This window comes from Flavobacterium sp. (assembly GCF_044357305.1).
Lineage (GTDB): Bacteria > Bacteroidota > Bacteroidia > Flavobacteriales > Flavobacteriaceae > Flavobacterium.
Genome location: NZ_JBIKPS010000014.1, coordinates 13,422 through 38,105, shown reverse-complemented (window position 1 = coordinate 38,105; position 24,684 = coordinate 13,422). Strand labels below are relative to the sequence as shown.

General features: G+C 33.5%; 25 protein-coding genes. 16 read left to right on the top strand and 9 right to left on the bottom strand.

All coding sequences use genetic code 11. From position 1 onward, the window contains the following. Positions 1-249 precede the first annotated feature (249 nt). The 9 genes from ACIQ2J_RS09885 (at position 250) to groL (ending at position 8,912) form a co-directional block, all read left to right on the top strand. Positions 250-1,533, top strand: a complete 1,284-nt coding sequence (locus ACIQ2J_RS09885) for an ATP-binding protein (RefSeq protein WP_396169196.1) — start codon at positions 250-252, stop codon at positions 1,531-1,533. Positions 1,534-1,644: 111 nt separating this feature from the next. Continuing rightward, positions 1,645-3,090, top strand: coding sequence for a tRNA (N6-isopentenyl adenosine(37)-C2)-methylthiotransferase MiaB (gene miaB / locus ACIQ2J_RS09880; protein WP_396169194.1), 1,446 nt, complete (start codon positions 1,645-1,647; stop codon positions 3,088-3,090). Between the two features lie 76 nt (positions 3,091-3,166). Then, positions 3,167-3,538, top strand: a complete 372-nt coding sequence (locus ACIQ2J_RS09875) for a GxxExxY protein (protein WP_396169192.1) — start codon at positions 3,167-3,169, stop codon at positions 3,536-3,538. Positions 3,539-3,686: 148 nt separating this feature from the next. After that, on the top strand, positions 3,687-4,955 hold the full coding sequence (locus ACIQ2J_RS09870; RefSeq protein WP_396169190.1) for a sigma-54 interaction domain-containing protein: 1,269 nt from the start codon (positions 3,687-3,689) through the stop codon (positions 4,953-4,955). Between the two features lie 67 nt (positions 4,956-5,022). Further along, on the top strand, positions 5,023-5,526 hold the full coding sequence (locus tag ACIQ2J_RS09865) for an LptE family protein (RefSeq protein ID WP_396169188.1): 504 nt from the start codon (positions 5,023-5,025) through the stop codon (positions 5,524-5,526). Positions 5,527-5,572: 46 nt separating this feature from the next. After that, positions 5,573-6,388, top strand: a complete 816-nt coding sequence (locus tag ACIQ2J_RS09860; RefSeq protein WP_396169186.1) for a tetratricopeptide repeat protein — start codon at positions 5,573-5,575, stop codon at positions 6,386-6,388. 3 nt (positions 6,389-6,391) lie between these two features. Continuing rightward, complete coding sequence (secG, locus tag ACIQ2J_RS09855; RefSeq protein ID WP_396169184.1) at positions 6,392-6,736, top strand: preprotein translocase subunit SecG; 345 nt, start codon at positions 6,392-6,394, stop codon at positions 6,734-6,736. A gap of 209 nt (positions 6,737-6,945) precedes the next feature. After that, positions 6,946-7,221, top strand: a complete 276-nt coding sequence (gene groES / locus ACIQ2J_RS09850) for a co-chaperone GroES (RefSeq protein WP_396169182.1) — start codon at positions 6,946-6,948, stop codon at positions 7,219-7,221. Between the two features lie 62 nt (positions 7,222-7,283). Continuing rightward, the gene (groL, locus tag ACIQ2J_RS09845; RefSeq protein WP_396169180.1) at positions 7,284-8,912 is read left to right on the top strand and encodes a chaperonin GroEL; all 1,629 of its coding nucleotides are present in this window, start codon (positions 7,284-7,286) and stop codon (positions 8,910-8,912) included. An 81-nt stretch (positions 8,913-8,993) separates the two neighbouring features. Here the strand turns inward: groL and ACIQ2J_RS09840 are convergent, their stop codons facing one another. The 8 genes from ACIQ2J_RS09840 to xrtF form a co-directional block, all read right to left on the bottom strand. Beyond that, a complete protein-coding gene (locus tag ACIQ2J_RS09840) occupies positions 8,994-9,662 on the bottom strand; it encodes a DedA family protein (protein WP_396169178.1) in 669 nt (222 codons plus the stop codon). Positions 9,663-9,812: 150 nt separating this feature from the next. Then, positions 9,813-10,184, bottom strand: a complete 372-nt coding sequence (locus tag ACIQ2J_RS09835) for a heavy-metal-associated domain-containing protein (RefSeq protein WP_396169176.1) — start codon at positions 10,182-10,184, stop codon at positions 9,813-9,815. Positions 10,185-10,272: 88 nt separating this feature from the next. Then, positions 10,273-12,279 carry a TonB-dependent receptor plug domain-containing protein gene (locus ACIQ2J_RS09830; protein ID WP_396169174.1) on the bottom strand — a complete coding sequence of 669 codons (2,007 nt, stop codon included), beginning with the start codon at positions 12,277-12,279 and terminating at the stop codon, positions 10,273-10,275. A 220-nt stretch (positions 12,280-12,499) separates the two neighbouring features. Further along, entirely contained in the window at positions 12,500-12,901 is a 402-nt protein-coding gene (locus ACIQ2J_RS09825) for an HYC_CC_PP family protein (RefSeq protein WP_396169172.1), read from the bottom strand. 52 nt (positions 12,902-12,953) lie between these two features. Beyond that, the gene (locus ACIQ2J_RS09820; protein ID WP_396169169.1) at positions 12,954-14,309 is read right to left on the bottom strand and encodes an MBL fold metallo-hydrolase RNA specificity domain-containing protein; all 1,356 of its coding nucleotides are present in this window, start codon (positions 14,307-14,309) and stop codon (positions 12,954-12,956) included. Beyond that, entirely contained in the window at positions 14,299-15,141 is an 843-nt protein-coding gene (locus ACIQ2J_RS09815) for an ATP cone domain-containing protein (RefSeq protein ID WP_396169167.1), read from the bottom strand. Before ACIQ2J_RS09815 ends, ACIQ2J_RS09820 begins: the two co-directional genes overlap by 11 nt. 41 nt (positions 15,142-15,182) lie before the next feature. After that, positions 15,183-15,626: an exosortase F system-associated membrane protein gene (locus ACIQ2J_RS09810; RefSeq protein ID WP_396169165.1), complete on the bottom strand. Its 444-nt coding sequence runs from the start codon at positions 15,624-15,626 to the stop codon at positions 15,183-15,185. Next, positions 15,601-16,158: an exosortase family protein XrtF gene (xrtF, locus tag ACIQ2J_RS09805; protein ID WP_396169163.1), complete on the bottom strand. Its 558-nt coding sequence runs from the start codon at positions 16,156-16,158 to the stop codon at positions 15,601-15,603. The genes ACIQ2J_RS09810 and xrtF overlap by 26 nt, the downstream gene beginning before the upstream one ends. Positions 16,159-16,229: 71 nt before the next feature. On the opposite strand from xrtF, the gene ACIQ2J_RS09800 reads away from it, so the two are divergent. The 3 genes from ACIQ2J_RS09800 to ACIQ2J_RS09790 all read left to right on the top strand — a co-directional run bounded on the left by ACIQ2J_RS09800 (position 16,230) and on the right by ACIQ2J_RS09790 (position 19,444). Beyond that, positions 16,230-16,688 carry a GAF domain-containing protein gene (locus ACIQ2J_RS09800; RefSeq protein ID WP_396169161.1) on the top strand — a complete coding sequence of 153 codons (459 nt, stop codon included), beginning with the start codon at positions 16,230-16,232 and terminating at the stop codon, positions 16,686-16,688. Between the two features lie 165 nt (positions 16,689-16,853). Continuing rightward, entirely contained in the window at positions 16,854-17,123 is a 270-nt protein-coding gene (gene rpsO, locus ACIQ2J_RS09795; RefSeq protein ID WP_345092811.1) for a 30S ribosomal protein S15, read from the top strand. 170 nt (positions 17,124-17,293) lie between these two features. After that, on the top strand, positions 17,294-19,444 hold the full coding sequence (locus ACIQ2J_RS09790; protein WP_396169158.1) for a polyribonucleotide nucleotidyltransferase: 2,151 nt from the start codon (positions 17,294-17,296) through the stop codon (positions 19,442-19,444). A 302-nt stretch (positions 19,445-19,746) separates the two neighbouring features. On the opposite strand, the gene ACIQ2J_RS09785 is transcribed toward ACIQ2J_RS09790, so the two are convergent. After that, on the bottom strand, positions 19,747-22,017 hold the full coding sequence (locus tag ACIQ2J_RS09785) for a carboxy terminal-processing peptidase (RefSeq protein WP_396169156.1): 2,271 nt from the start codon (positions 22,015-22,017) through the stop codon (positions 19,747-19,749). A gap of 153 nt (positions 22,018-22,170) precedes the next feature. Between ACIQ2J_RS09785 and surE the strand changes: the two genes are divergently transcribed. The 4 genes from surE (at position 22,171) to ACIQ2J_RS09765 (ending at position 24,674) form a co-directional block, all read left to right on the top strand. Continuing rightward, on the top strand, positions 22,171-22,941 hold the full coding sequence (gene surE / locus ACIQ2J_RS09780; RefSeq protein WP_396169154.1) for a 5'/3'-nucleotidase SurE: 771 nt from the start codon (positions 22,171-22,173) through the stop codon (positions 22,939-22,941). A 10-nt stretch (positions 22,942-22,951) separates the two neighbouring features. Beyond that, positions 22,952-23,227, top strand: a complete 276-nt coding sequence (locus ACIQ2J_RS09775; protein WP_396169151.1) for a hypothetical protein — start codon at positions 22,952-22,954, stop codon at positions 23,225-23,227. A 35-nt stretch (positions 23,228-23,262) separates the two neighbouring features. Beyond that, positions 23,263-24,378, top strand: coding sequence for a lipid-A-disaccharide synthase (lpxB, locus tag ACIQ2J_RS09770; protein ID WP_396169149.1), 1,116 nt, complete (start codon positions 23,263-23,265; stop codon positions 24,376-24,378). A gap of 86 nt (positions 24,379-24,464) precedes the next feature. Next, on the top strand, positions 24,465-24,674 hold the full coding sequence (locus tag ACIQ2J_RS09765; RefSeq protein WP_396169147.1) for a DUF2892 domain-containing protein: 210 nt from the start codon (positions 24,465-24,467) through the stop codon (positions 24,672-24,674). The last annotated feature ends 10 nt before the right edge of the window (positions 24,675-24,684 follow it).

Sequence of the window (24,684 nt, the reverse complement as noted above, 5' to 3'; positions counted from 1 at the left end):
CTTTTTGAAATTGAATTTTATTTTTTTAAATAACATTCTATCTCATTTTAAGATAAAAACAGAACACTTAATTCATAGGATTATTTCATAGTTTTTCTTTAGAAATCAAACAGAAACTGAAGGTTTAATCATGAATTATGGTAATTATATTAAAATACAATATGTTTTTATGGTATTTATTTTAAATTAAACTATTGTATTAATGGTATTTATTTTAAATTTGCTTATTAATTTTAATTGCCTTCAATAATGTACAGAAATAAAATATCCGATTTAATTACTTGGAAATCGAAAAAAAACAGAAAGCCATTAATTGTAAATGGAGCAAGACAAGTTGGAAAATCTTGGTTGATTAGATATTTTGGCAAAGAACATTTTGACGGAAAAATAATCGAAGTCAATTTAGAAAAAAATAAAGATTTACACTCCATATTTAAAGGGAATTTGGATGTAAAAAGAATTCTTTTTGAACTTGGATTAGCACTAAACACAAAAATTGAAGAAGGTAAAGATTTACTTTTTATAGATGAAATTCAATCTTGCCCAGAAGCACTTGGCAGTTTACGGTATTTTTTTGAAGAAATGCCTAATTTACATATAATTGCAGCTGGTTCCTTACTAGATTTTGAATTTAAAAACCAACCTTTTCCTGTTGGAAGAGTCGAAACAATGAACCTTTACCCAATGAATTTTTATGAGTTTTTAAAAGCTAGAAATAAAAATAATTTAGTTCAATTATTGGAAATGCCTTATAAAGAAGTTCCAAATGAGGTAAAACACTATTTTGAAGAAGACTTTAATTTATATCTTATAATTGGAGGCATGCCTGAATGTGTAAACTATTTTATAGAAACAAATGATTTACTCGGATTAAAAAAAATTCAAGACGACTTACTCTACAGTTACCAACAAGATTTTAAAAAATACAAACCCAATATGAATTCCGAGTGTTTATTGGATATTTTAGAGAATGGCACTAAGTTTATTGGCAATCAAATAATTTATACCAAATTATCACAACGTTTTACAAGTCCTACCATAAAAAAAGGGGTTGATTTACTATTAACTGCTCGTTTATTGCATAGTGTTCCAAATGTTTCTGTGAGTAATTTACCCCTTGTAGCATCAGGAAAACAATTCAAACTATTTTTCTTAGATGTAGGTTTATTATTAAGAATAAGCAATTTGGAATACCAAAATCTTTATATAAAAAAAGAATTATCTGCAGCTTTTAAAGGAATGTTATCGGAACAATTTGTTGCACAACAACTAATTTGCCAAAAAGAGCAAAACACTTTTTATTGGGCCCGAACCGAATCGGGAGCAAGCTCTGAAGTTGATTTTATTATCTTGAAAAATAATTCCATAACTCCAATTGAGGTGAAATCTGGGAAAATTGGTTCGCTCAAAAGTTTACATTATTTATTAGAAAACAACAAACATATTGAACAAGCCATAGTTTTTTCATTAGCCAAAAGAGGAAAAGAAAACAAAATTGAGTTTTTACCTATATACTGGGCTGGTCAATTTTAAAAGGAAAGCCTTATTTATTTGTTAAAACACAACTGCCATCTTGGCAGATATTCTTTTTTAGTAGTATCTTTGTAATTCAGATTTCGAAGTATCGGAAGGATAATATTAAGTATGGAAAAGGAAATTAACGAAACCCTACAAGGACAGAGTTTGGTTTTGGAAACTAAAGCAGGAAACACTAAGAAACTATATATAGAAAGTTATGGTTGCGCTATGAATTTTTCGGATAGCGAAGTCGTAGCCTCTATACTTTTAAACGATGGATATAACACTACTCAGATTCTGGAAGAGGCCGATTTAGTATTGGTAAACACTTGTTCTATTCGGGATAAAGCCGAACAAACAGTACGAAAACGACTGGAAAAATACAATGCTGTAAAACGAATTAACCCGAAGATGAAGGTGGGTGTTTTGGGCTGTATGGCAGAACGTTTGAAAGAAAAATTCCTTGAAGAAGAGAAAATTGTAGACTTGGTTGTTGGTCCAGATGCCTATAAAGATTTGCCTAATTTATTGGCCGATGTGGAAGAAGGTCGCGATGCCATAAACGTGCTATTATCTAAAGAGGAAACCTATGGCGATATTTCTCCTGTTCGATTAAACTCTAATGGGGTTTCGGCATTTGTCTCTATCACTAGAGGATGTGATAATATGTGTACGTTTTGCGTAGTCCCTTTTACTCGCGGTCGCGAAAGAAGTCGGGAGCCGCAAAGTATTATAAAAGAAATTCAAGATTTATCAGATACCGGCTATAAAGAAATCACTCTATTAGGACAAAATGTAGACAGTTATCTTTGGTATGGAGGCGGACTGAAAAAAGATTTTGATAAAGCGTCAGAAATGCAAATTGCAACCGCAGTAAAATTCGAGCATTTACTAGAAATGGTTGCAAAGGGATTCCCTAAAATGCGCATTCGTTTTTCTACCTCCAATCCGCAAGACATGCACGAACCAGTTTTGCACGTTATCGCTAAATACCCTAATGTTTGCAAACACATTCACTTGCCGGTACAATCGGGAAGTGATAAAATATTGGCAGCAATGAATCGTTTGCACACTAGAGAAGAATATAAAAATTTGATTGATAGAATAAAAACGATTATACCAAATGTTTGCATTACGCAAGACATGATTGCTGGATTTCCTACCGAAACAGAAGAAGACCATCAAGACACTTTATCCTTAATGGAATATGTGAAATATAGTTTTGGATATATGTATGCCTATTCCGAACGACCAGGAACATTAGCTGGCAGAAAAATGGAAGATGATGTTCTTGAAGCAACAAAAATGCGTCGTTTACAAGAAATTGTTGACCTTCAACGAATTCATAGTGCTTTTAGAACGCAAGAATTTCTGGGACAAACTGTAGAAGTTTTGGTGGATAAAACTTCTAAAAAATCAGAAAATGATTTATCCGGAAGAAATTCCCAAAGTATTACAGTGGTTTTTCCAAAAGAAAATTATAAAATAGGAGATTTTGTAAATGTAAAAATCACCAATTGCACCAGTGGAACCTTGATTGGAGAAGCGGTGGGATTGTCGGAAAGGAATTAAAAGTAGCCACGAATTACACTAATTGACACAAATTTTTATGTTGTGAAATTGCACGAATTTTAATAAATTAACATTCATGGAATTATATAAAAAAGAAGAATATTATAAAATTATTGGTTTATGTATGGAAGTTCAAAATGTTCTTGGTGGTGGATTATTAGAATCCGTTTATAAAGAAGCACTTGAAATTGAATTTACAAATCACGAGATACCTTTTAGAAGGGAAAAAGAATTCATAATAGATTACAAAGGCTATACCCTAAACAAAAGGTTTTATGCCGATTTTGTTGTTTACGACAACATTATTTTAGAAGTGAAAGCAATAAAAATGTTAATGGATGATAATATTGCTCAAACTTTAAATTACATGAATATTACTAAAAGTAAATTGGGGATTTTAGCAAATTTTAGCCCAAAATCTCTTCATCACAAAAGAATAGTTTTATAAATAAAGCAAAAAATAAGCACAATTCTATAAATAAATTAGTATCAATTAGAGGTACTTGTGGTTTAAAAAGAGTGTCCGCATAAAATTAGTGAAATCCTATTAACAAACAGATTAGTGCCAATTTGTGGCATTCGTGGCTAAAAAAAATATGGAAACAGTACAAAACATAAAACAGCGGTTTGAAATTATAGGGAACGACCCAAAGCTAAATCGTGCCGTTGAGAAAGCAATTCAGGTTGCTCCTACAGATATTTCGGTTTTGGTAGTTGGAGAAAGTGGCGTTGGAAAGGAAAGTATTCCTAAAATCATTCATGCGCTATCCCACCGTAAACACGGAAAATACATTGCAGTGAACTGTGGAGCTATTCCGGAAGGAACTATTGATAGCGAACTTTTTGGTCACGAAAAAGGTTCGTTTACGGGCGCAACATCTACTCGTGAAGGGTATTTTGAAGTAGCCGATGGCGGAACTATTTTCTTGGATGAAGTTGGCGAATTGCCGCTTACTACCCAAGTGCGTTTGCTTCGTGTTTTGGAAAATGGCGAATTCATAAAAGTTGGATCTTCGCAAGTGCAAAAAACCAATGTGCGAATTGTTGCTGCAACCAATGTCAATTTATTTGACGCTATTGAAAAAGGAAAATTTCGGGAAGATTTGTATTACCGTTTGAGTACTGTAGATATTTTGTTACCTCCTTTACGGGACAGAAAAGACGATATTCATTTGTTGTTTCGGAAGTTTTCTGCCGATTTTGCTCACAAATATAAAATGCCTGCAATTAAACTAGAAGAAACTGCAATTAAATACCTTTTAGGATATCGCTGGAGCGGAAATATTCGTCAATTGCGAAATGCTGCCGAACAAATTTCGGTTTTAGAAACCAAACGGGATATTTCGTTGCAAACTTTAATGTCCTATTTGCCTCAAGACGGAAGCCATTTGCCAAGTGTTATCCGAGACAAGAAAAGTGAAAGCGATTTTTCTACTGAAAGAGATATTTTATACAAAGTACTTTTTGACATGAAAAGTGATTTGAATGATTTGAAAAAACTGACTTTAGAATTGATGAAAAACGGTGCCAAAGTGCAAGACATCAATCCGAATTTAGTTCAGAAAGTGTACGGAAAACGAGAGGAAGAAACTTTCTTTGAAGAGGAACCTAGAAACTCTGTTGTTGTAAAAAAAGAAGAAAATCAGCAAGGACAACAAGAAGAATTTGAAGAAGAGGAAGACGAAAATAACTATCTATTGGCGGAAACCGTAGAGGAAGAAGAAACGTTAAGTTTAGAGGCTAAAGAAATTGAATTGATCAAGAAATCTTTAGAACGAAACAAAGGCAAACGGAAATTAGCTGCCGATGAACTCGGAATTTCCGAAAGAACTTTATACCGAAAAATTAAACAATACGATTTGTAGTTAATTAATAATTGATAATTAACAATTGATAATTAGAAAATAATATCTTTGACTTTTAAATTTTCCAATGAATAAACTTAAATTCTTATTTGCACTCCTTATAACTATAACTTTAAATAGTTGTGGTCCTTACAATTTTACTGGAACCGGAAAAATTGATGCTAAAACATTTCAAGTGAATTATTTTCAAAATAATGCGCCTTTGGTGCAACCCGGAATTGAGCGTACATTTACCTTGAAATTACAAGATATTATACAAAATCAAACCAACCTCAACCTAGTACGAACCAACGGTGATTTGACTTACGAAGGAGAAATTACTAATTATAATATTACTCCAATGGCTGCCACTGCCGATTTAACAGCGGCACAAAATAGACTGACCATAACAGTAAATGTTCGTTATACCAATAAAAATAACGAAAAAGACAATTTTGAAAAACCATTTTCTTTTTATTATGATTATCCTGGTGACCAACAATTAATTGGTTCTTCTTTAACTACTGCATTGGATGTAATATTTGAACGTATTACCCAAGATGTCTTTAATGAATCGCTTGCAAAGTGGTAAATTTAGAAATAGTACCTTTGTAAATTAAATTCCGAAAAACAAAAAATTGAACGTAACCGATTTTACTTATATAGTTAATAAACCCGATGCCATAAACGAGCGTCACAGCATCGCATTGGAAAAAATAATGGAAGAATTTCCTTATTTTCAAAGTGCTCGCGTGTTACGATTAAAACATTTATACAACCAAGATAGTTTTAAATATAATTATGCTTTAAAGGTTGCAGCAGCTTTCACAACCGACCGAAGTATTTTATTTGATTTTATCACTTCCGATTCTTTTGTTACGGTTCAAAATGGTCTTTACGATCAAAAAGTTGCCGAATTATTAAATATGGATGTCGTTGGAAGCGAAGTAGTAATAGCTCCGAAAACTGCTGAAAACAGTACTACTTTAGAGCAATCTATTCTTTCTTCTATCGCACAGGCAAAACCAATTGTGGAAAATCTAGAAGAAAAACTAGAAATTGGAAAACCATTAGACTTTACAATAAACGAAAAACATTCTTTTCAAGAATGGCTTCAATTATCGCGTTTAAAACCAATTGAACGGAAAGAAATTCCTATAAAAGAAGACCTTGAAAAAAAGAAGAAATTAGAAATTATCGATAAATTTATCTCTACAAATCCTAAAATTCCACCTGTTAAAAAAGAGAATATCCTACCTGCCTTTTCCCCAGTAGCAGAGGATAAATCCTATTTAATGACTGAAACTTTAGCTAAGGTTTATCTGGAGCAAAAAAAATATTCTAAAGCAATTCAAGCTTATGAAATATTAATTTTGAAATATCCAGAAAAAAGTAGTTTCTTTGCAGACCGAATTTCAGATATAAAAAATTTACAACAAAACAATAATAATTAAGCAATGAGCACATTTACAATTTTTTTAGTATTAATAACAATCGTTTGTTTTTTACTAATCATCGTTATCATGGTACAAAATCCTAAAGGAGGCGGCTTGTCTTCTTCTATTGGCGGATCTACTCAAATGGGTGGGGTACAAAAAACAACCGACTTTTTAGACAAAAGTACTTGGTTTTTAGCAGGAGCATTAATCGTATTAGTGTTACTATCTAGTTTAAGTTTTTCAGGAAACTTAGGTGATAATAATAATAAAATAATTGACGCATCGCAATCTGTTGCACCAAAAACAACTGAAAAAGAGGCACCTGCTGCTCCAAAACCAGTTGCTGCTCCAGTAAAAAAATAAAAAAATCTATTTTTTAAAAATAAATCCCGAATTATATCGGGATTTTTTTATTTACAAAACTAAGCAATTAATAAACTCCTAGTAAGAAAATGATTACTTCTTAGTCTGATTTTTGTACCTTGCTGAAAAATTGTCAGTTTTACAGTAATGGCATAATTTCTGAATAAACAAAAACAATCTTTAATATAATACTAAAAAATATACAAGTTATGGCATTAAACATTAAACCACTTTCAGATAGAGTAATTGTGGAACCAGCAGCTGCCGAAACGCAAACCGCTTCTGGAATTATCATTCCGGATACTGCAAAAGAAAAGCCACAAAAAGGAACTGTTCTTGCAGTAGGAAATGGGAAAAAAGACGAGCCAATGACCGTGAAGGTTGGTGATGTAGTTCTTTATGGTAAATACGCTGGAACCGACCTTAAATTGGACGGTAAAGATTATCTTATCATGAGAGAAGACGATATTCTTGCAATCATATAAAAAGTACGAGGTAAAAAATTAGAAATACGAAGTATTAGGATTTAAAAATATACAAACACAAAATGGCAAAAGATATAAAATTTGATATAGAAGCACGTGATGGTTTAAAACGTGGTGTAGATGCTTTGGCAAATGCAGTAAAGGTGACCTTAGGACCAAAAGGAAGAAATGTAATTATTGGAAAATCTTTTGGAGGACCAAACGTTACTAAAGATGGTGTAACGGTTGCAAAAGAAATTGAATTAAAAGACCCATTAGAAAATATGGGTGCTCAAATGGTGAAAGAAGTTGCTTCTAAAACTAATGATTTAGCTGGTGATGGAACAACAACCGCAACCGTTCTAGCTCAAGCAATTGTAAAAGAAGGTTTGAAAAATGTTGCGGCAGGAGCAAATCCAATGGATTTAAAACGTGGAATTGACAAAGCAGTGGAAGCTATTGTTGCTGATCTTGGTAAACAGGCTCAAGTAGTAGGTAGTGATTCTGAAAAAATCAAACAAATTGCATCTATATCTGCGAATAATGATGAAGTAATTGGTGAGTTAATTGCTACTGCTTTCGGAAAAGTTGGTAAAGAAGGTGTGATTACTGTGGAAGAAGCTAAAGGAACAGATACATACGTAGATGTTGTAGAGGGTATGCAATTTGACAGAGGATATTTATCTCCTTATTTTGTTACCAATCCAGAGAAAATGAATGTAGAATTAGAAAATCCTTACATTCTTTTATACGATAAAAAAGTATCTTCTCTTAAAGAATTACTTCCTGTATTAGAGCCAGTTGCTCAATCAGGAAAACCATTATTGATTATTGCAGAAGATGTAGATGGAGAAGCTTTATCTACTTTGGTAGTAAACAAATTAAGAGGTGCCTTGAAAATTGCTGCTGTTAAAGCTCCAGGTTTTGGAGACAGAAGAAAAGCAATGTTAGAAGATATCGCCATCTTAACTGGTGGTACAGTAATTTCTGAAGAAAGTGGTTATACACTTGAAAATGCAACTATTGAAATGTTAGGTACTGCCGAAAAAATTACTATTGACAAAGACAATTCAACAATTGTAAATGGTGCAGGAAATGCAGATTTGATAAAAAATAGAGTAAATCAAATTAAAAGTCAAATGGAAACTACGACTTCTGATTACGACAAAGAAAAATTGCAAGAACGTTTGGCTAAATTAGCTGGTGGTGTTGCTGTACTTTATGTTGGAGCTGCTTCGGAAGTTGAAATGAAAGAGAAAAAAGACCGTGTAGATGATGCTTTACATGCTACTCGTGCAGCGGTTGAAGAAGGTATTGTTGCTGGTGGTGGTGTTGCTTTATTGAGAGCTAAAGCTGCTTTAGCTACAATTACTGCAGATAATGCAGATGAAGCAACAGGTATTCAAATTATATCTCGTGCTGTGGAATCGCCATTACGAACTATCGTTGAAAATGCAGGTTTAGAAGGTTCTGTAGTAGTTGCAAAAGTTTCGGAAGGAACTGGTAATTTTGGTTACAATGCCAAAACTGACGAATATGTAGACATGCTTAAAGCAGGAATTATCGATCCTAAAAAAGTAACTCGTGTAGCTTTAGAAAATGCTGCTTCTGTCGCTGGAATGATTCTTACTACCGAATGTGCTTTAGTAGAAATTAAAGAAGAAAACGCGGGCGGAAACCCTATGGGTGGCGGTATGCCTGGAATGATGTAAAATTAAGTACGAGGTTGTAAATACGAAGTACGAAATAGAAAATCCGCTTAGTCAATGATTAAGCGGATTTTTGTATTTAGATTACTTTCTCTTCTTTAGTAATTTCATTAGCACAGGAACTGTTGTAATTAAGATAATTCCTATTACAATAATTTCAATATAATGTTTTAAATCAATGTGGAATTGGGTTAAAAACAACTCATATAAATAATGTCCTGAAAAGATCATGGTAAACGACCAAAGCACAGATCCTAAAACATTAAAGAACATAAATTTCTTTTTATCCATTTCAACAATACCTGCAATTACTGGCGCAAAGGTTCTTATTATTGGTAAAAAACGAGCAAATACAATGGCTTTACTTCCGTATTTATCAAAGAATTCTTTCGATTGGAACAGGTATTTTTTCTTGAAGAAAAAGGTATCTTCTTTCTTGAAAAGATACGATCCGCTTTTAACTCCTACCCAATACCCCAACATATTACCAACTATCCCCATTAAGGATATAAGCGCTGCCAAAAAAGTTACATTCACAAAGTCATTTCCTGTAGAAAGCTCTTTCATTAGCGATTCGCTGTATATTCCGCAAAGGAAAAGCAAACTATCTCCTGGAAGGAAAAACCCTGCAAGTAAACCAGTTTCCGCAAAAACGATAAATAGAACTACATACAAGCCAATTTTTACACCACCTATTTGTAATAAAATATAGAATTCGGGATTAAAAAGTTGTTTCCAGTCAAAATCAGTCATAAATGCTTTTTTAATTTTTTATTATTTGGTCTCCTCAACTTTATCAAAGTCTAGGGCGTGAAAGTAATTATAATTTCGCTTATGTTGAAACTAATTAATACATTTTTAAAGAAAAAATCCCTAAAAATTACTTTCAAGGATTTTTGCTAATTATTTTCTATCATAAAGGCAACAACCATGAAGTTTATCATAATCTTCAGTAGTTGCTTTAACTTCATCAGTATCATGGCCAACTTTAGCAACTGCTTTTTTCACATCCAAAAGAGTTGTTTTTTCTTCGTTCAAAATCAAACTTAATTGGTGCGTATCTACATCCCAAATTGCCGATTTTACTCCCGCAACAGAGAACGCGGCTTTTTCAATTCGTTTTTTACACAAATCACAATTGCCATTTACCTCAGTGGTATATTTGGCATTTTTATTTTTTTTAGCTTCGCTAAGTTCCGCTCCGCTTCGAGTGTCTTGACCTTGAGCAGAAAGGGTTACTACTAGTAACAACATTCCGAAAAGTATATTTTTCATTTTGTTTTGATTTTTGAAATTGTTATTGATTTTGATTTTTGAAATTGTTATTGCTATTGTTATTGATTTTTGAAATTGTCATTGAACCTTATTTCACTTTAAATCGCAAACCGGCATAATACATTTGCCCGAAAACAGGTGCGTATATTATGGAAGTGTCAAAATTCGAGCCAAAAGGATTGCCTGCTCCTAAAATGGCTTTGTCCTGACGGTAATTACCAATGTTTTCTCCTCCTACATATACTTCAAAAGTGCTTGAAAAAGTTCTAGTAACTTGAGCATTCATTACTGTAAAAGAAGGAGAAAATTCCGGCAATTGTTCACCAACCACATTGGTAGAGGTTGTTGGCAATTGTTGATTTCCTAGCCAATTCAGAGTATAATCAAATTTCCATTGTTTTCCTTTTTCAATAATGTGTGTTGCGTATTCAATATTTCCGAAGAAACGATGCTTGGCCTGCAACGGTCTTTGAAAACTTCCCGAAAGATAATCAGTCGAAATGTCGTAGTATTTATAGGCCGTTCTTAAATTAAAATGTTTTACAATTTCATAATTGAAATCCAATTGCAAACTATTGGCAAACGATTTCCCTTTTAAATTATAAAATAATACCTGTTGCGGACTTTGCATTACATCTACTATAGCCTGGTTTTGAAAATCGGTGCGATAGAAATCAACCGTTACATCGGCAGGTTTTCCGAAAAGCATAAAATTTTGCGTAAAACTAAAGCCATAATTCCAAGCAATTTCCGGATTCAAACCATAAATTTTTCCGTTAGTATCCAATACCGAAAAGGCTCTAGAACTTGCAAATAAATTTTGATTCTCCGCATAAATATTGGCAGCCCGTTTTCCTCTACCAGCAGACAAACGAAACACTGCTTTTTCCCACGGATTATATCTAACATGTAATCTCGTAGTAAAAAAGGCGCCTAATCTATTATGATAGTCCAACCTTCCGCCAAGGATATAACTGAATTTGTCGTTGTTGTCATAGGTGTATTCGAAGAAACCTCCAACCGAATTGTCAATTCTACTTACATCCGCAAGGTTCAGAAATTCGGCATATTTATCGTAAGTGAAATTCAATCCTGTCGCAAATTTGTGCATGGTATTGTTAATAATCGAATTGAAAATCAGGTTCGAATAATAACTTTGCTGTTGGATGTTATATTGGTTCAACCCAAAATACGAATCCTGATTGTGGTTGCTAAAGGCATTTTGAATTCCAATACTTTGGTAGGGCATTCCTTTAAAAACATAACCCAGTTTGGAAGTAAAATCGAAACGATTGGTATTGATTTCGGAACCCCAAAAATTGGCAGTAAGTTTGTCCCTGTTTTTATCAAATTCCAATTGACCGGTTTGTTTTTCATCTTTCATATATTTGAAATTAATAAACGAAATCCAGCCCGTTTCTGGATTGGAATACTGCCAACGATTGACCATATTTACTTGTTTTCCTAACGGATTGTCTAAAAATCCGTCGTGGTTCATGTCGTTTTTGGCAAGACGCGTATTTCCGTGTATATAAAAACTAGTTGCCCATTTATCGGAAACTTTCGTGTTAAAATGGGTATTCAATTCAAATCTAGAATCGGAAGCGCCATAGGCATTCAAGAAAAACGGAATGTCTTTTATGGGCTTGATTAATTCGGTATTTATTTGACCTGAAATGCTTTCGTAACCGTTAACCACACTTCCAGCACCTTTCGTAATTTGTATACTTTCTACCCAAGTTCCAGGCGTAAAAGACAATCCGTAGGCTTGGGATGCCCCTCGAACTGAAGGAATGTTTTCTTCGGTAATCATAAGATAAGGCGAAGTCAAACCCAACATTTTAATTTGTTTGGTTCCAGTTAAAGCATCGGCAAAATTTACGTCTATGGACGGATTGGTTTCAAAACTTTCGGCTAGATTGCAACAAGCCGCTTTGAGTAATTCTTTGCTACCCACCACCGAAGTATTGGCGGTTGTGGTAAGCGATTTTCGTATTCCTTTTTTTACTGCTTCTACTTTTACATCTTCCAATTTTGTTTGGGAGAAATTCACTGCAGAAACGAACAACATTAGGAATATTGTTATTTTTTTCATTTTCGAATAATTAAATTTTTGAATTTAAATTTGTTTCTAAAAGAGTAAAAAAGTTTTAAGACACGAATTGCAAGAATTTTACACGAATTAGTTTTAGTGGTAAATTTCACTAATTTAAAAACTTCGTTTTTTATCCTACAATTACTTCGTTTAGCAATAGATAGTAATCCTTTTGGCTAAACTTTTAAACTTAATAAACTCCTAAACTTTTTAAATTAAATTATCCGTAAAAGGTATATTGGCTATACAAAAGGTACAATGGCGGCGCATTGGCATCGCAATAATAAGAAGTAGTTACTTTTTGTTGGAAGTTAATAGCATCCGGAAAAACTAATGGTTTCCATTCGTTACAAACTACATTATAATTAGAATCTATAGATAAAGATTTAGCCGTGATTTGATCAAATTTCGCGTTCGATTTTATAATTTTATCATGGCAACATTTTGATTTTTTTTCCACCACGCCACAACAATCTTTCTCAATTTCATAGCAAGCAGTTGCGGTATTTATAGAAACCGAAGCAATTTCATTATCACAATAATGCACGTTGAAAGACATTCCTAAATTGGAAACCAATAGGAAAAATACTAACAATACATTGGTGTATTTTCTGAAATTCATTGTGCAAAGTTAATCAAAATGAAATTACTTCAATTAATTGTTTGTTAAAATCTTACAATTCAAACTCTTGTCCCATTAAAGGCACAGAGCAATCCCAGCCGTATTTTTCATTTATTTTAATTCGAAGTTCGTCTGCAGGCATGTTTTCCCCATGAACAATAAATACTTTTTTGGGAGGAGATTTTAATTCCGAAAGCCAATTCAGTAAATCCTTTTGATCTCCATGGGCAGATAACCCTTCAATCTCCACAATATTCGCTTTTACATCGTAGTATTTTCCTCTAATTTTGATGTCGGGTGCACCCTCTAATAGTTTTCTTCCACGAGTTCCCTCGGCTTGGTATCCTACAATAATTACGGTGGTTTCTGGCAAACTAATATAACGTTCCAAATAACTCAAAACTCTTCCTCCCGTAATCATTCCGCTAGCAGCGATTACCACTTTAGGCTTTTTATTATAAATAAAATTGATAGTATCTTGATAATCGGAAACCATGGTAAACATCGCGCACATGGCTACGCATTCTTCTTCCGAAAGTTTATGCCATTTTTTATTATTTCGAAAAATTTCCAAAACGCTAATTCCCATAGGAGTGTCAATAATATAGGGTATGTTTGGAATTTTGCCTTCTTCTTTTAATCGCCAAAGCAAATACATAATGGTTTGGGCACGTTCTACCGCAAAACTCGGAATGATGACAGTCCCCCCTTTAGAATAAGCATTGTTGATATAGGCTTCAAGAAGTAATTTTACTTCTTCATTTGGATGCATTTTATTTCCATAAGTACTTTCAATAAATACATAATCGGCTTTTTTAGGTTTGGTTGGCGGATACATCAACACATCATTATCCCTGCCAATATCTCCAGAAAAAACTAAGGTTTTTCCTTCAAGAGTTAAGGCTATCGAACAAGCTCCAAGAATATGACCGGCATTAGTAAAAACAGCTGAAATTTCAGCATCTAAATTAATAATTTCATTTTCCTTCACCACTCTAAAATGCGGAAACACCTTTTCGGCTTGTGCAACATCATAAAGTGGTTCGGCTTTTTCATGTTTGGAATAGTTCCCTTCATTGGCTTTATACGCCTCCTCTTCCTGAATTTTAGCACTATCTAAAAGGATTAATTTTGCAATATCTTTGGTTGGACTGGTGCAATAAATTTTCCCTTCAAATCCTTGATTTACCAATCGGGGCAACCAACCACAATGGTCTAAATGGCCGTGGGTAAGCAAAACAAAATCAATGGTTGACGGCAAAATGGGTAAGGGCTGCCAATTGAGTTCGCGCAAGGGTTTGATCCCTTGAAACTGCCCGCAATCCATTAAAATTCGAACTCCGTTACTTTCAATAATTGTTTTAGACCCGGTTACTGTGCCGGCTCCGCCAATGAATTTAACTTTCATGATTTAAATATTTACATAGTTCTGTAACTTCTTTTAATACATTTTTTATTCTATTTGGGGACAATCCTAAACGTTCTAAACTTTGGATGTTATTAATTAGTTCACTCGCCAAAATTATATCTAATATCAATAATTTGTCTTTTTCCGCCAAGGTTAAAGTAGTCAAGCAGGTTACAGGGTAAAGTCTGCTAGAGTCAATTTTAGTGCGTAAATTATCTTTTTTAGGATAATCCCAACTTAACATATTCATTTGAGAACAATTTCCAAAAGCAATAGCATCGCTACTAAACCTATTATTAGTGACAATCCAACAGTTGGAAATTTTATCTGCATTAGTAAAAATGTTTTGTTTTCGATCTTTTAAATCATTGAAACGAGAAAGTATGTACATGGGAATTTTCACATCCGAAATAACATTTCTACTCGCATGAAATTTACATTCAATAATTGCAATTGCATCCTCTTTTCGGATGGCTACGTCTATTTCATGGGTAACACATTTTCCTTCCAAAGTTAAATTAGTGATGGCTTTGTAACCCTCGGAAGTAAAAAGTCGGGCAATGTATTTTTCAAAGAAGAAACCCGCAGGACCAAGCATTTGTATGGCAGATCGAAGATTGTATTGGGCGGCATGCGAATTGGATTCTTTTTTCAATAATCCAAATGCCATTTTGTAAATTTGCTTGGTGGGAATACCATCGTAAATTTGACTTTGTATGGTATTTACAATTCGTTCTACTGCTTCAGGGGAAGCACCAGATTTCAACAAGGACTTTTTGAGTTTTTCGGGTTCAAATTCTACTATATCACCGGAATATTTAACTACTTTCATCTTTTTGTGATTTACCTACATAAAGATACGCAAAAAGAAAACTATTTCATTTTTTTCTGATAATAAAATGCAGGAATAAAAAGAATTAATAAAATAGGTTGGATGATAAATCTTCGGATATAAAAAAGATTCATTTTATTGGTTTCTCCAAATTTTATAAGCACGAAAAAGAAGGCAACCATGAAGATAATTCCGAAAATAGAATATAAAAATATAGAGAATTTCATTATTTTACTATCGTTAAAAAGCAATCGAAGCAATCCTAAAGATATAATCGAATTCAGATAATATCGAAACCCCATACTAAAAAACAACTTAATACTATTGATGTTAGGCAATGGCAAATGCGAATAATTGGTCTTAAAATAAGCCAAGAACGGGTCGTAGAAAATAGTATTTTCAAAGGCTCTAATAGCAACCAATAGAGATAGCAAAAGAATTCCGAAGAAGACTTTGGTTTTATTTTTCAGTAGGTTTTTCAGCATAAAAAGAATATTTATTCACCCATACTATCCAAAGTAAAAATACAATCCCATAAATTACTAAAGGGAAAATCACGTCGTGAAGTAGGGAATCGTATTGGGGAAAATTTTGTAAGGCAATACAAAGTAGAGCTATTCGAAGCACATTAATAATATGAATAATTAAACTTCCAAAAAGGATAAATAATAAAGTAGGTTTTAATTTTCCCGTAAAGGCAATTACAAAACTAACAAAGAGAATTATTACACTTAGCGCATTACAACCCTCTATAATTCTAGCTACCCATTTACCGTCGTAAAATAATTTTACGCTGGCTTCTTTAGTATTTACGCCAGTATGGGAATTAGCATCTGAAAGTGAAAGTATTTTTTGAGATTGATTTGCTACCAATTGGGTAAACCCATCCACTTCCATTTTTTTTTCGTCAAATTGGTGCAAGTACGTTTGGTAAACAAAAGTCAATAGTAAATAACTTGCAGCGAATTTGGCAAGGAATAACAAAAAAGGCTTGAATTGTACGATGTATTCTTTCAAAATATAATTTTAACAAATTTTAGGTAAAAGTAAGAAATTGCAATGGTTACTTTTGTAAAAAATAATAAAATATGAATTTTGAGGATTTAAAACCTAAAGTGCACGCGCTACTTGCTGCTAATAATTTAAATAGAGATGAAAAATTGAAAAATTTATGTCAGTTTTTATCGGATTCTATTTCGTATTATAATTGGGTTGGATTTTACTTTGCCAATCACGAAGCCAAAACCTTGCATCTTGGTCCATATATAGGAGCAGCAACCGATCATACGGTAATTCCTTTCGGAAAAGGAATTTGCGGTCAAGTTGCCGAATCGAATGCCAACTTTGTAGTTCCCGATGTAGCGGCTCAAGACAACTATATTGCTTGTAGCTTCACGGTAAAGTCGGAAATTGTAGTTCCTTTGTTTGTAAATGGAATAAATATTGGTCAAATAGATATTGATTCGCATGTGATAGATCCGTTTACTGAAAAGGACGAACGATTTTTAGAATTTGTAAATCAGGAGGTTGCAAAACTTTTCAAGTAAATTCCAAAATTTAAAACCCAAATTCCAAAGTGCTAATGGCGGAATTTTTTTATCCTATGGAATTTGGAATTTAAAATATTGGAATTTAAAAATTAAATATTATCTTTGCACCCGAATAAGGATACTCTTTATTCATACATAATAATCATTTAAAATAATATTAAAATGTATTTAACTAAAGAAACTAAAGCTGAGATCTTCGCTAAACACGGAGGAAAAGCTGAAAACACAGGTTCAACAGAAGGTCAAGTAGCACTTTTCACTTTTAGAATCTCTCACTTAACGGAGCATTTGAAAAAAAATCGTCACGATTATAATACAGAGCGTTCGTTAGTACTTTTGGTAGGTAAAAGAAGAAGTCTTTTAGATTACTTAAAGAAAAAAGATGTTGTAAAATATCGTGAGTTAATTAAAGAATTAGGTATTAGAAAATAATACAAATTATAAGAGGTGCTTTCGCGCCTCTTTTTTTTAGCTTTTATATTAAAAAAGTTTGGTTTTTCATTGGAATACAACAACTACAATCCGACTTACTATCGGGACAAACAACACAACAACTCTGCTGACAGGCAGAAAACCAATGTAAAATTAAAAAGGAAAAATTTATGATTCCACAATTATTTGTAGAAAGTATCGATTTAGGTGATGGAAGAAGCATCACAATCGAGACAGGTCGTTTAGCGAAACAAGCAGACGGTTCTGTAGTAGTAAGAATTGGAAATACTGTTATTTTAGGAACAGTAGTATCCGCAAGAAAAGCAAGTCCAGGTATCGACTTTTTACCGCTTACGGTAGATTATCGTGAAAAATTTGCAGCAGCAGGACGTTTTCCTGGAGGTTTCTTTAAAAGAGAAGCGCGTCCAAGCGATAACGAAGTGCTAACAATGCGATTAGTGGACCGTGTATTGCGTCCGCTTTTCCCAAATGATTATCACGCAGAAACGCAAGTGATGATCCAATTAATGTCACACGATGATAATGTAATGCCAGATGCATTAGCAGGATTAGCAGCTTCGGCAGCGCTTGCTTTGTCTGACATTCCGTTTGAAACGTTAATTTCTGAAGCTCGTGTAGGTCGTATTGATGGTAAATTTATCATTAATCCATCTCGCGCACAATTAGAATTATCGGATATCGACATGATGATTGGTGCTTCTACGGATTCTATCGCTATGGTAGAAGGAGAAATGAAAGAAATTTCGGAAGCAGAAATGTTAGAAGCAATTAAATTTGCTCACGGACATATCAAAAACCAAATTGCTGCCCAAGAAAGATTGGCTGCTGCTTTTGGAAAAAAACAAGTCCGTACGTACGAAAATGAAAAATCAGACGAAGCTATTCATGCTAAAGTGAAAGCAGCGGCTTATGATAAAATTTACGCTATTGCAAGTAAAGGTTCTGCTAAACACGAACGTTCTGCTGCATTTGATGTAGTAAAAGAAGAAGTAAAAGCTTTATTTACAGAAGAAGAATTGGCAGAAAATGGAGATTTAGTAGGAAAATATTTCTACAAAGTCAACAAAGAAGCGGTTCGAAACGTAACTTTAGATTTAGGAACTCGTTTGGACGGAAGAAAAACAACTGAGATCCGACCAATTTGGTGTGAAGTTGATTATTTACCATCGGTTCACGGTTCTGCATTGTTTACTCGTGGAGAAACTCAAGCTTTGGCAACTGCAACTTTAGGAACTTCTAGAGAAGCAAACCAAATTGATTCCCCATCCGAGCAAGGAGAAGAAAAATTCTATTTACATTATAATTTCCCACCATTTTCAACTGGAGAAGCTCGTCCGTTAAGAGGAACTTCAAGAAGAGAAGTAGGTCACGGAAACTTGGCACAACGTGCTTTGAAAAATATGATTCCTGCAGATTGTCCTTATACTATTCGTGTAGTATCTGAAGTTTTAGAATCTAATGGTTCGTCTTCAATGGCTACTGTTTGTGCTGGAACTTTATCTTTAATGGATGCCGGTATTCAAATGATTCGTCCAGTTTCTGGAATTGCAATGGGATTGATTACAGATGGAGAACGTTTTGCTGTATTGTCTGACATTCTTGGTGATGAAGATCACTTAGGAGATATGGACTTTAAAGTAACTGGAACTTCGGAAGGAATTACTGCCTGCCAAATGGACATTAAAATTGACGGATTGAAATACGAAATCATGGAGCAAGCTTTGGCTCAAGCTCGTGACGGACGTATGCACATTCTAGGAATTCTTACTGAAACTCTTGCTGCTCCAAAAGCAGACGTTAAAGTTCATGCTCCAAAAATTATCATGAGAACTATTCCTGGTAACTTTATTGGTGCGTTAATTGGACCTGGAGGAAAAGTAATTCAAGAATTACAAAAAGCTACTGGTTGTACTATCGTTATTAACGAAGTTGACGAACAAGGAGTTGTAGAAATTCTAGGAACAGATCCAGACGGAATTGCAAGAGTATTGGCTAAAATAGACTCTATCATATTCAAACCTGCAATGGGTGAAGCTTATGAAGTGAAAGTAATTAAAATGCTAGATTTTGGTGCTGTTGTAGAATATACAGATGCTCCAGGAAACGAAGTTTTATTACACGTATCGGAATTAGCTTGGGAAAGAACAGAAAATGTTGCTGATGTTGTAAACATGGGTGATGTATTTATGGTGAAATATTTAGGATTGGATCCTAAAACTAGAAAAGAAAAAGTTTCTAGAAAAGCACTTTTACCAAGACCTCCAAGAGAAGAAAATAAAATTACTCCTAAAGCGGAATAATTAATTTTTTATATAAATCAAAAAGCCCAACTTGAGAAATTAAGTTGGGCTTTTTGCTGTTTTATATCTCCCCTTAAATTTTCGTTTTTTCGCTTTTTTGAACCAAATTATTTTGTGCCTTTTAGTGTTATCCTTTTAAAGGCATATGGTTTTTGGATAAATATGGAATTGAATTCCATATTTATCCAAAATTATATAACTCTGTCAAAGTTCAAAACTTTGACAGAGTTTAAAAAACACCAAAACCCAAAAAAGCCCTAGAGATATTTTTCACTAGGGCTTTTCTAAAAACTTAAAGATGATTAAGACTTAACTACTTTTTCTTTTTTCAACTTGGTCGTCATTTCTTTTTTAGCAGAACCCGATTGCAAATCGTCTAATACATGAATTGCTTCTTCAATATAAATATCTTTAGACAAACTTTCGTGCCATCTGTTTCTTTTTTCTTTTAAAGTAGCGTCATTTGCCATTTGGGCCTCTTCATAAGGCAACGATTTAAATTGCAATTTGTTGCTATAATCTTCAATAGATTTGAATTTTTTACTGCTTTCTTCTAATTGTTTTTGCTCTTGTTTGAATTTATCAATTTGCAAACTATATACATCCTCTTTGCTGCGTTCTTCTCTCCATTTGGCATTATCATCAATTAATTTCATTTGCGGATTAAGTTCTAAACGCTTTTTACTATTAGCAATAGCCGATTCAAAATTGGTTTGTTTATTCCAAAGGGAATAATCTGCAGCGTCAATTTTATCCCATGGCATAGCATTGTCAACATCGCGTTCTCCCATTTTTAAATAAGCAAAACTATCTGGCATAACTATATCGCTACTTACTCCTTCTAATTGAGTGGAACCACCATTAATTCTATAGAATTTTTGGGTTGTAGTTTTTAGAGCACCTAAATCGCCAAGGGTATTTCCTCTCACAAATTGGTTTAAATCAATTACATTTTGAACCGTTCCTTTACCATAAGTTTGTTTACTGCCAAGGATAACCGCACGTTTGTAATCTTGCATTGCAGCTGCTAATATTTCAGAAGCAGAAGCAGAAAACTCATTAGTTATAATTACTAACGGGCCATCCCATTCTACTTTAGGGTCTTTGTCATAAAGCACTTCTTTTTTACCCGCAGCCGATTTTATTTGAACAATTGGCCCTTGTTCTATAAACAATCCACCTATATCAACCACAGTTTTTAAAGAGCCACCTCCGTTATCTCTAACGTCCATAATAATTCCATGAACACCCTCTTTTTTCAATCGCTCTAATTCTATAGCAATATCTTTTCCTGCATCGCGGCTGTCTTTATTTTCAAAATCGATATAGAATTTAGGCAAATAAATAACGCCATATTTTACTCCATTTTTCTCTACTATACTGGATTTGGCATAGGTTTCTTCAATTTCCACTTCGTCTCTGATGATCGTAATTACTTTGATAGCGCCATCTGGTTTCTTAACTGTAAGTCTAACCTCGGTACCTTTTGGTCCTTTTATTTTTTTAACCACATCGTCCAATCGCATTCCTACTACATCCACAGGCTCTTTATCGCCTTGTGCTACTTTTAAAACTAAATCACCTGCCTCTAATTCTTTTTGTCTCCAAGCTGGACCGCCAGAAATTAATTCTGTAATTTCGGTGAAATCATTTTTCTTTTGCAATCTAGCGCCAATTCCTTCTAGCTTTCCGCTCATGCTCACGTCAAAACGTTCTTTTTCATCTGCAGGAAAATAAGAAGTATGTGGGTCAAAACGAGATGCAATAGTGTTTACAAAAATCCCGAACCAATCTTCTTTATCCAAATCTTTAATGAAAGTGAAATTATCATCTAAAGATTTTAAAGTATTGGTACGAGTTTGTTTTTCCATTTGTTCGAAGGTTTTAGGAGTAATAGTGTCTTTTTTTGCAAGACTTACTTTAAACTTATCTTCGGCTTCTTTAGTTAATTTATCTCCTTGTTTGGTTCTAAATTCAGCCAATTTTTCTTCTGGAGATTTGTTTTTATTTTTTTCGATATCTTCTTGAACCTTTTGTTTTTCAACTAAAGATGCCAAAGTAGAAAGTTTTACTTGCTTTCTCCAACGTTCTTTAAGCTCTTCTACAGAAGTACAAAAAGGAGCTTTTTCATAATCCGTATTGATATCTTCATTTACGGAATAATCAATAGGGTTTTTTAATGCCTCTCTATAATATTCTTTGCTTTCCTCCATACGTTGTAATAAACGGTAGTAGGTAAGGTCAAAAAAAGTAAGGTCCTTATTTTTTATTTCGTCATCAATATCGATTTCATATTTTGAAAACTCCTCAATATCCGATTGCAAAAAGAACCTTTTAGAAGGATCGATAGCATTAATATAATCCTTGTAAACTCCCTTAGAAAAATTATCATCAATTGCAGCCGGACTATAATGCCCTTTTTCAATAACAAAAGCTAAAAGTTCCAATAAAAGCTTGTCTTTTTCGGGATCATTTTTGCCTTTCGGAATAAAACTCCAAAGACCAAGAGATAGTGCTAGTACAAGTACTATTATTTTATAGTGTCTTTTCATAAATTGAATAATTGCATTCATTAATTTTTGACTAAATTACATAAAAAACTATGCCGTAAAAGAAGGAGTTCGCATAATTTTTTGTTAAAACCAAGGTTAATGGCCAAAGTTATAAAATTTGTAATAGAATAAGACTCAAAATAATTACTTTTGTTACACAAAAAATAAATTATAATGTCTAAAAGACCTTTACTATTAGTAACCAACGACGACGGAATTTCAGCTCCTGGAATTAGAGCCCTTATTGCTGTGATGCAAGAACTTGGAGATGTTGTGGTCGTGGCACCCGATAGTCCGCAAAGCGCTATGGGTCATGCTATAACAATTAATAATACGCTTCATTTAAATAAAATTTCTACTGAAAATGCTATCGTAACCGAATACAGTTGCTCTGGAACTCCAGCCGATTGTGTTAAAATGGCAGTGAATGAAATTTTGAAACAAAAACCAGATTTGTGCGTTTCCGGAGTCAACCATGGTTCTAATTCTTCTATTAATGTTATTTATTCAGGCACAATGAGTGCTGCGGTAGAGGCTGGTATAGAGGGAATTCCTGCGATAGGTTTTTCTTTATTGGATTATAATTGGGATGCCGATTTTGAACAGATTAAACCATTTATTAAAAAAATAGCAACCCAAGTTCTTGCTAATGGATTGCAAGAAGGAACTGTATTAAATGTAAATTTCCCGAAACTTAAAACCAATGAAATAAAGGGAATTAAAATTTGCCGTCAAGCGAAAGCAATGTGGGAAGAAAAATTCGATAAACGTGTAACTCCGTTTGGAAAGGAATATTATTGGTTATCAGGTGAATTCGTCAACTTAGATAAGGGTACCGATACCGATGAATGGGCTCTTGCAAACGATTTTATTTCTATCGTTCCAGTGCAATTTGATTTAACGGCACATCATGCTATTCAAACTTTAAATACGTGGGAATTTTAAAACCTATATTATGAAAAAAACAGACTTATTAATTGGTTTTTTTATGGGAATTGTCGCTGCCTTTTTAGGTATTTTAGTTTTTTTAATGCTAAAATCCCCAGCGTTTGTTTCAATAGAGGGTTTATCTACAATAAGGGAACAAGGAATTATGGGAAAAGTAATAACCTTAGGAGCAATTATTGATTTGATATTGTTTTTTATTTTGCTTAAAATAAACAAAGATTTAATGGCTCGAGGAGTAGTTTTAGCAACTATTATTTTAGCAATTATTACAATGTTTTTATAAGTAATTTCTTATAAAATAGTTTAAAAAATTATAAAATGAAATATTATATCATAGCTGGAGAAGCCTCAGGAGATTTACACGGATCCAATTTAATGAAGGCACTTTATAAAGAAGATCCTTCTGCAGAAATTCGTTTTTGGGGTGGTGATTTAATGCAAAATGCTGGCGGCACTTTAGTGAAACACTACCGAGAGCTTGCCTTTATGGGATTTGCAGAAGTGCTTCTAAATTTAAAAACTATTTTCAGAAATATTAAAATTTGCAAAGCTGATATTGACCAATTCCAGCCTGATGTTTTGATTTTTATTGATTACCCAGGGTTCAATATGCGAATTGCAAAATGGGCTAAAACTAAAGGATACAAAACGCATTACTATATTTCTCCACAAATTTGGGCTTGGAAAGAAAGCAGAATAAAAGACATCAAAAGAGATTTTGATAAACTATATGTGATCCTTCCATTTGAAAAAGACTTTTACGAAAAGAAACACCACTTTGCCGTGGAATTTGTAGGACATCCACTTATTGATGCCATTCATAATAGAACTTCCACCGATGCTGCTTCTTTTAGAAAAGAAAACCATCTTGACGAAAAACCTATAATTGCCATTTTACCAGGCAGCAGAAAACAAGAAATTTCCAAAATGCTTACTTTAATGTTAAGCGTGGTGAATGATTTCCCCGATTATCAATTTGTAATTGCGGGTGCTCCAAGTCAAGAATATTCGTTTTATGAGACTTTTTTGAAAGGAAAAAATATTAAATTTATTTCTAACGAAACCTATAATTTGCTAAGTCATTCCTATGCTGCATTAGTAACTTCCGGAACGGCAACCCTAGAAACAGCACTTTTTAAAGTCCCCGAAGTAGTTTGTTATAAAGGAAGTTGGGCTTCGTATCAAATAGCCAAAAGAATAATTACACTTAAATATATTTCTCTTGTTAATCTGATAATGGATGAAGAAGTGGTAACCGAATTGATTCAAGACGACTGCAATTCGGTTAAGATTAAAGCCGAATTAGCCAAAATTTTAGAACCTAATTATCGAAAGGTGCTATTAGAAAAATACGAAACATTAGAACAAAAATTAGGCGGAATTGGTGCTAGTGATAAAACAGCTCATTTAATTGTTGCGGATATATCCCAATAATACTCCTTCCTCTTGTAACTTAGGTTACAACTAATAAATTATTTGCGTTTACTTTTGTAATAGATTTTAATTTAAATTATACTATTATGAAAAAAAACATGGGTAGCGTAGATAAAAAAATACGCTTAATTGTAGCGGCAATTTTTATTGCATTAAATCTATCGGGAGTTGTTTATGGCACTTTAGGAATAGTACTTTTAGCATTAGCAGGAGTTTTTGCTCTAACGAGTTTAATTGGTTTTTGTCCGTTATATCTTCCTTTTGGGATAAGCACTACTCCAAAAGAAAAGAAATAAATATCTTTTA

What these genes read in the sequence shown, in the direction of transcription:
- ACIQ2J_RS09775 (WP_396169151.1), top strand. Translation starts at nt 22,952, where the DNA reads ATGAAAAAAACAGACTTATTAATTGGTTTTTTTATGGGAATTGTCGCT.
- ACIQ2J_RS09790 (WP_396169158.1), top strand. Translation starts at nt 17,294, where the DNA reads ATGATTCCACAATTATTTGTAGAAAGTATCGATTTAGGTGATGGAAGA.
- ACIQ2J_RS09820 (WP_396169169.1), bottom strand. Translation starts at nt 14,309, where the DNA reads ATGAAAGTTAAATTCATTGGCGGAGCCGGCACAGTAACCGGGTCTAAA.
- ACIQ2J_RS09885 (WP_396169196.1), top strand. Translation starts at nt 250, where the DNA reads ATGTACAGAAATAAAATATCCGATTTAATTACTTGGAAATCGAAAAAA.
- groES (WP_396169182.1), top strand. Translation starts at nt 6,946, where the DNA reads ATGGCATTAAACATTAAACCACTTTCAGATAGAGTAATTGTGGAACCA.
- ACIQ2J_RS09785 (WP_396169156.1), bottom strand. Translation starts at nt 22,017, where the DNA reads ATGAATGCAATTATTCAATTTATGAAAAGACACTATAAAATAATAGTA.
- ACIQ2J_RS09765 (WP_396169147.1), top strand. Translation starts at nt 24,465, where the DNA reads ATGAAAAAAAACATGGGTAGCGTAGATAAAAAAATACGCTTAATTGTA.
- ACIQ2J_RS09815 (WP_396169167.1), bottom strand. Translation starts at nt 15,141, where the DNA reads ATGAAAGTAGTTAAATATTCCGGTGATATAGTAGAATTTGAACCCGAA.
- miaB (WP_396169194.1), top strand. Translation starts at nt 1,645, where the DNA reads ATGGAAAAGGAAATTAACGAAACCCTACAAGGACAGAGTTTGGTTTTG.
- groL (WP_396169180.1), top strand. Translation starts at nt 7,284, where the DNA reads ATGGCAAAAGATATAAAATTTGATATAGAAGCACGTGATGGTTTAAAA.
- ACIQ2J_RS09840 (WP_396169178.1), bottom strand. Translation starts at nt 9,662, where the DNA reads ATGACTGATTTTGACTGGAAACAACTTTTTAATCCCGAATTCTATATT.
- ACIQ2J_RS09870 (WP_396169190.1), top strand. Translation starts at nt 3,687, where the DNA reads ATGGAAACAGTACAAAACATAAAACAGCGGTTTGAAATTATAGGGAAC.
- ACIQ2J_RS09800 (WP_396169161.1), top strand. Translation starts at nt 16,230, where the DNA reads ATGAATTTTGAGGATTTAAAACCTAAAGTGCACGCGCTACTTGCTGCT.
- ACIQ2J_RS09810 (WP_396169165.1), bottom strand. Translation starts at nt 15,626, where the DNA reads ATGCTGAAAAACCTACTGAAAAATAAAACCAAAGTCTTCTTCGGAATT.
- ACIQ2J_RS09825 (WP_396169172.1), bottom strand. Translation starts at nt 12,901, where the DNA reads ATGAATTTCAGAAAATACACCAATGTATTGTTAGTATTTTTCCTATTG.
- lpxB (WP_396169149.1), top strand. Translation starts at nt 23,263, where the DNA reads ATGAAATATTATATCATAGCTGGAGAAGCCTCAGGAGATTTACACGGA.
- ACIQ2J_RS09875 (WP_396169192.1), top strand. Translation starts at nt 3,167, where the DNA reads ATGGAATTATATAAAAAAGAAGAATATTATAAAATTATTGGTTTATGT.
- ACIQ2J_RS09835 (WP_396169176.1), bottom strand. Translation starts at nt 10,184, where the DNA reads ATGAAAAATATACTTTTCGGAATGTTGTTACTAGTAGTAACCCTTTCT.
- ACIQ2J_RS09865 (WP_396169188.1), top strand. Translation starts at nt 5,023, where the DNA reads ATGAATAAACTTAAATTCTTATTTGCACTCCTTATAACTATAACTTTA.
- surE (WP_396169154.1), top strand. Translation starts at nt 22,171, where the DNA reads ATGTCTAAAAGACCTTTACTATTAGTAACCAACGACGACGGAATTTCA.
- secG (WP_396169184.1), top strand. Translation starts at nt 6,392, where the DNA reads ATGAGCACATTTACAATTTTTTTAGTATTAATAACAATCGTTTGTTTT.
- ACIQ2J_RS09830 (WP_396169174.1), bottom strand. Translation starts at nt 12,279, where the DNA reads ATGAAAAAAATAACAATATTCCTAATGTTGTTCGTTTCTGCAGTGAAT.
- rpsO (WP_345092811.1), top strand. Translation starts at nt 16,854, where the DNA reads ATGTATTTAACTAAAGAAACTAAAGCTGAGATCTTCGCTAAACACGGA.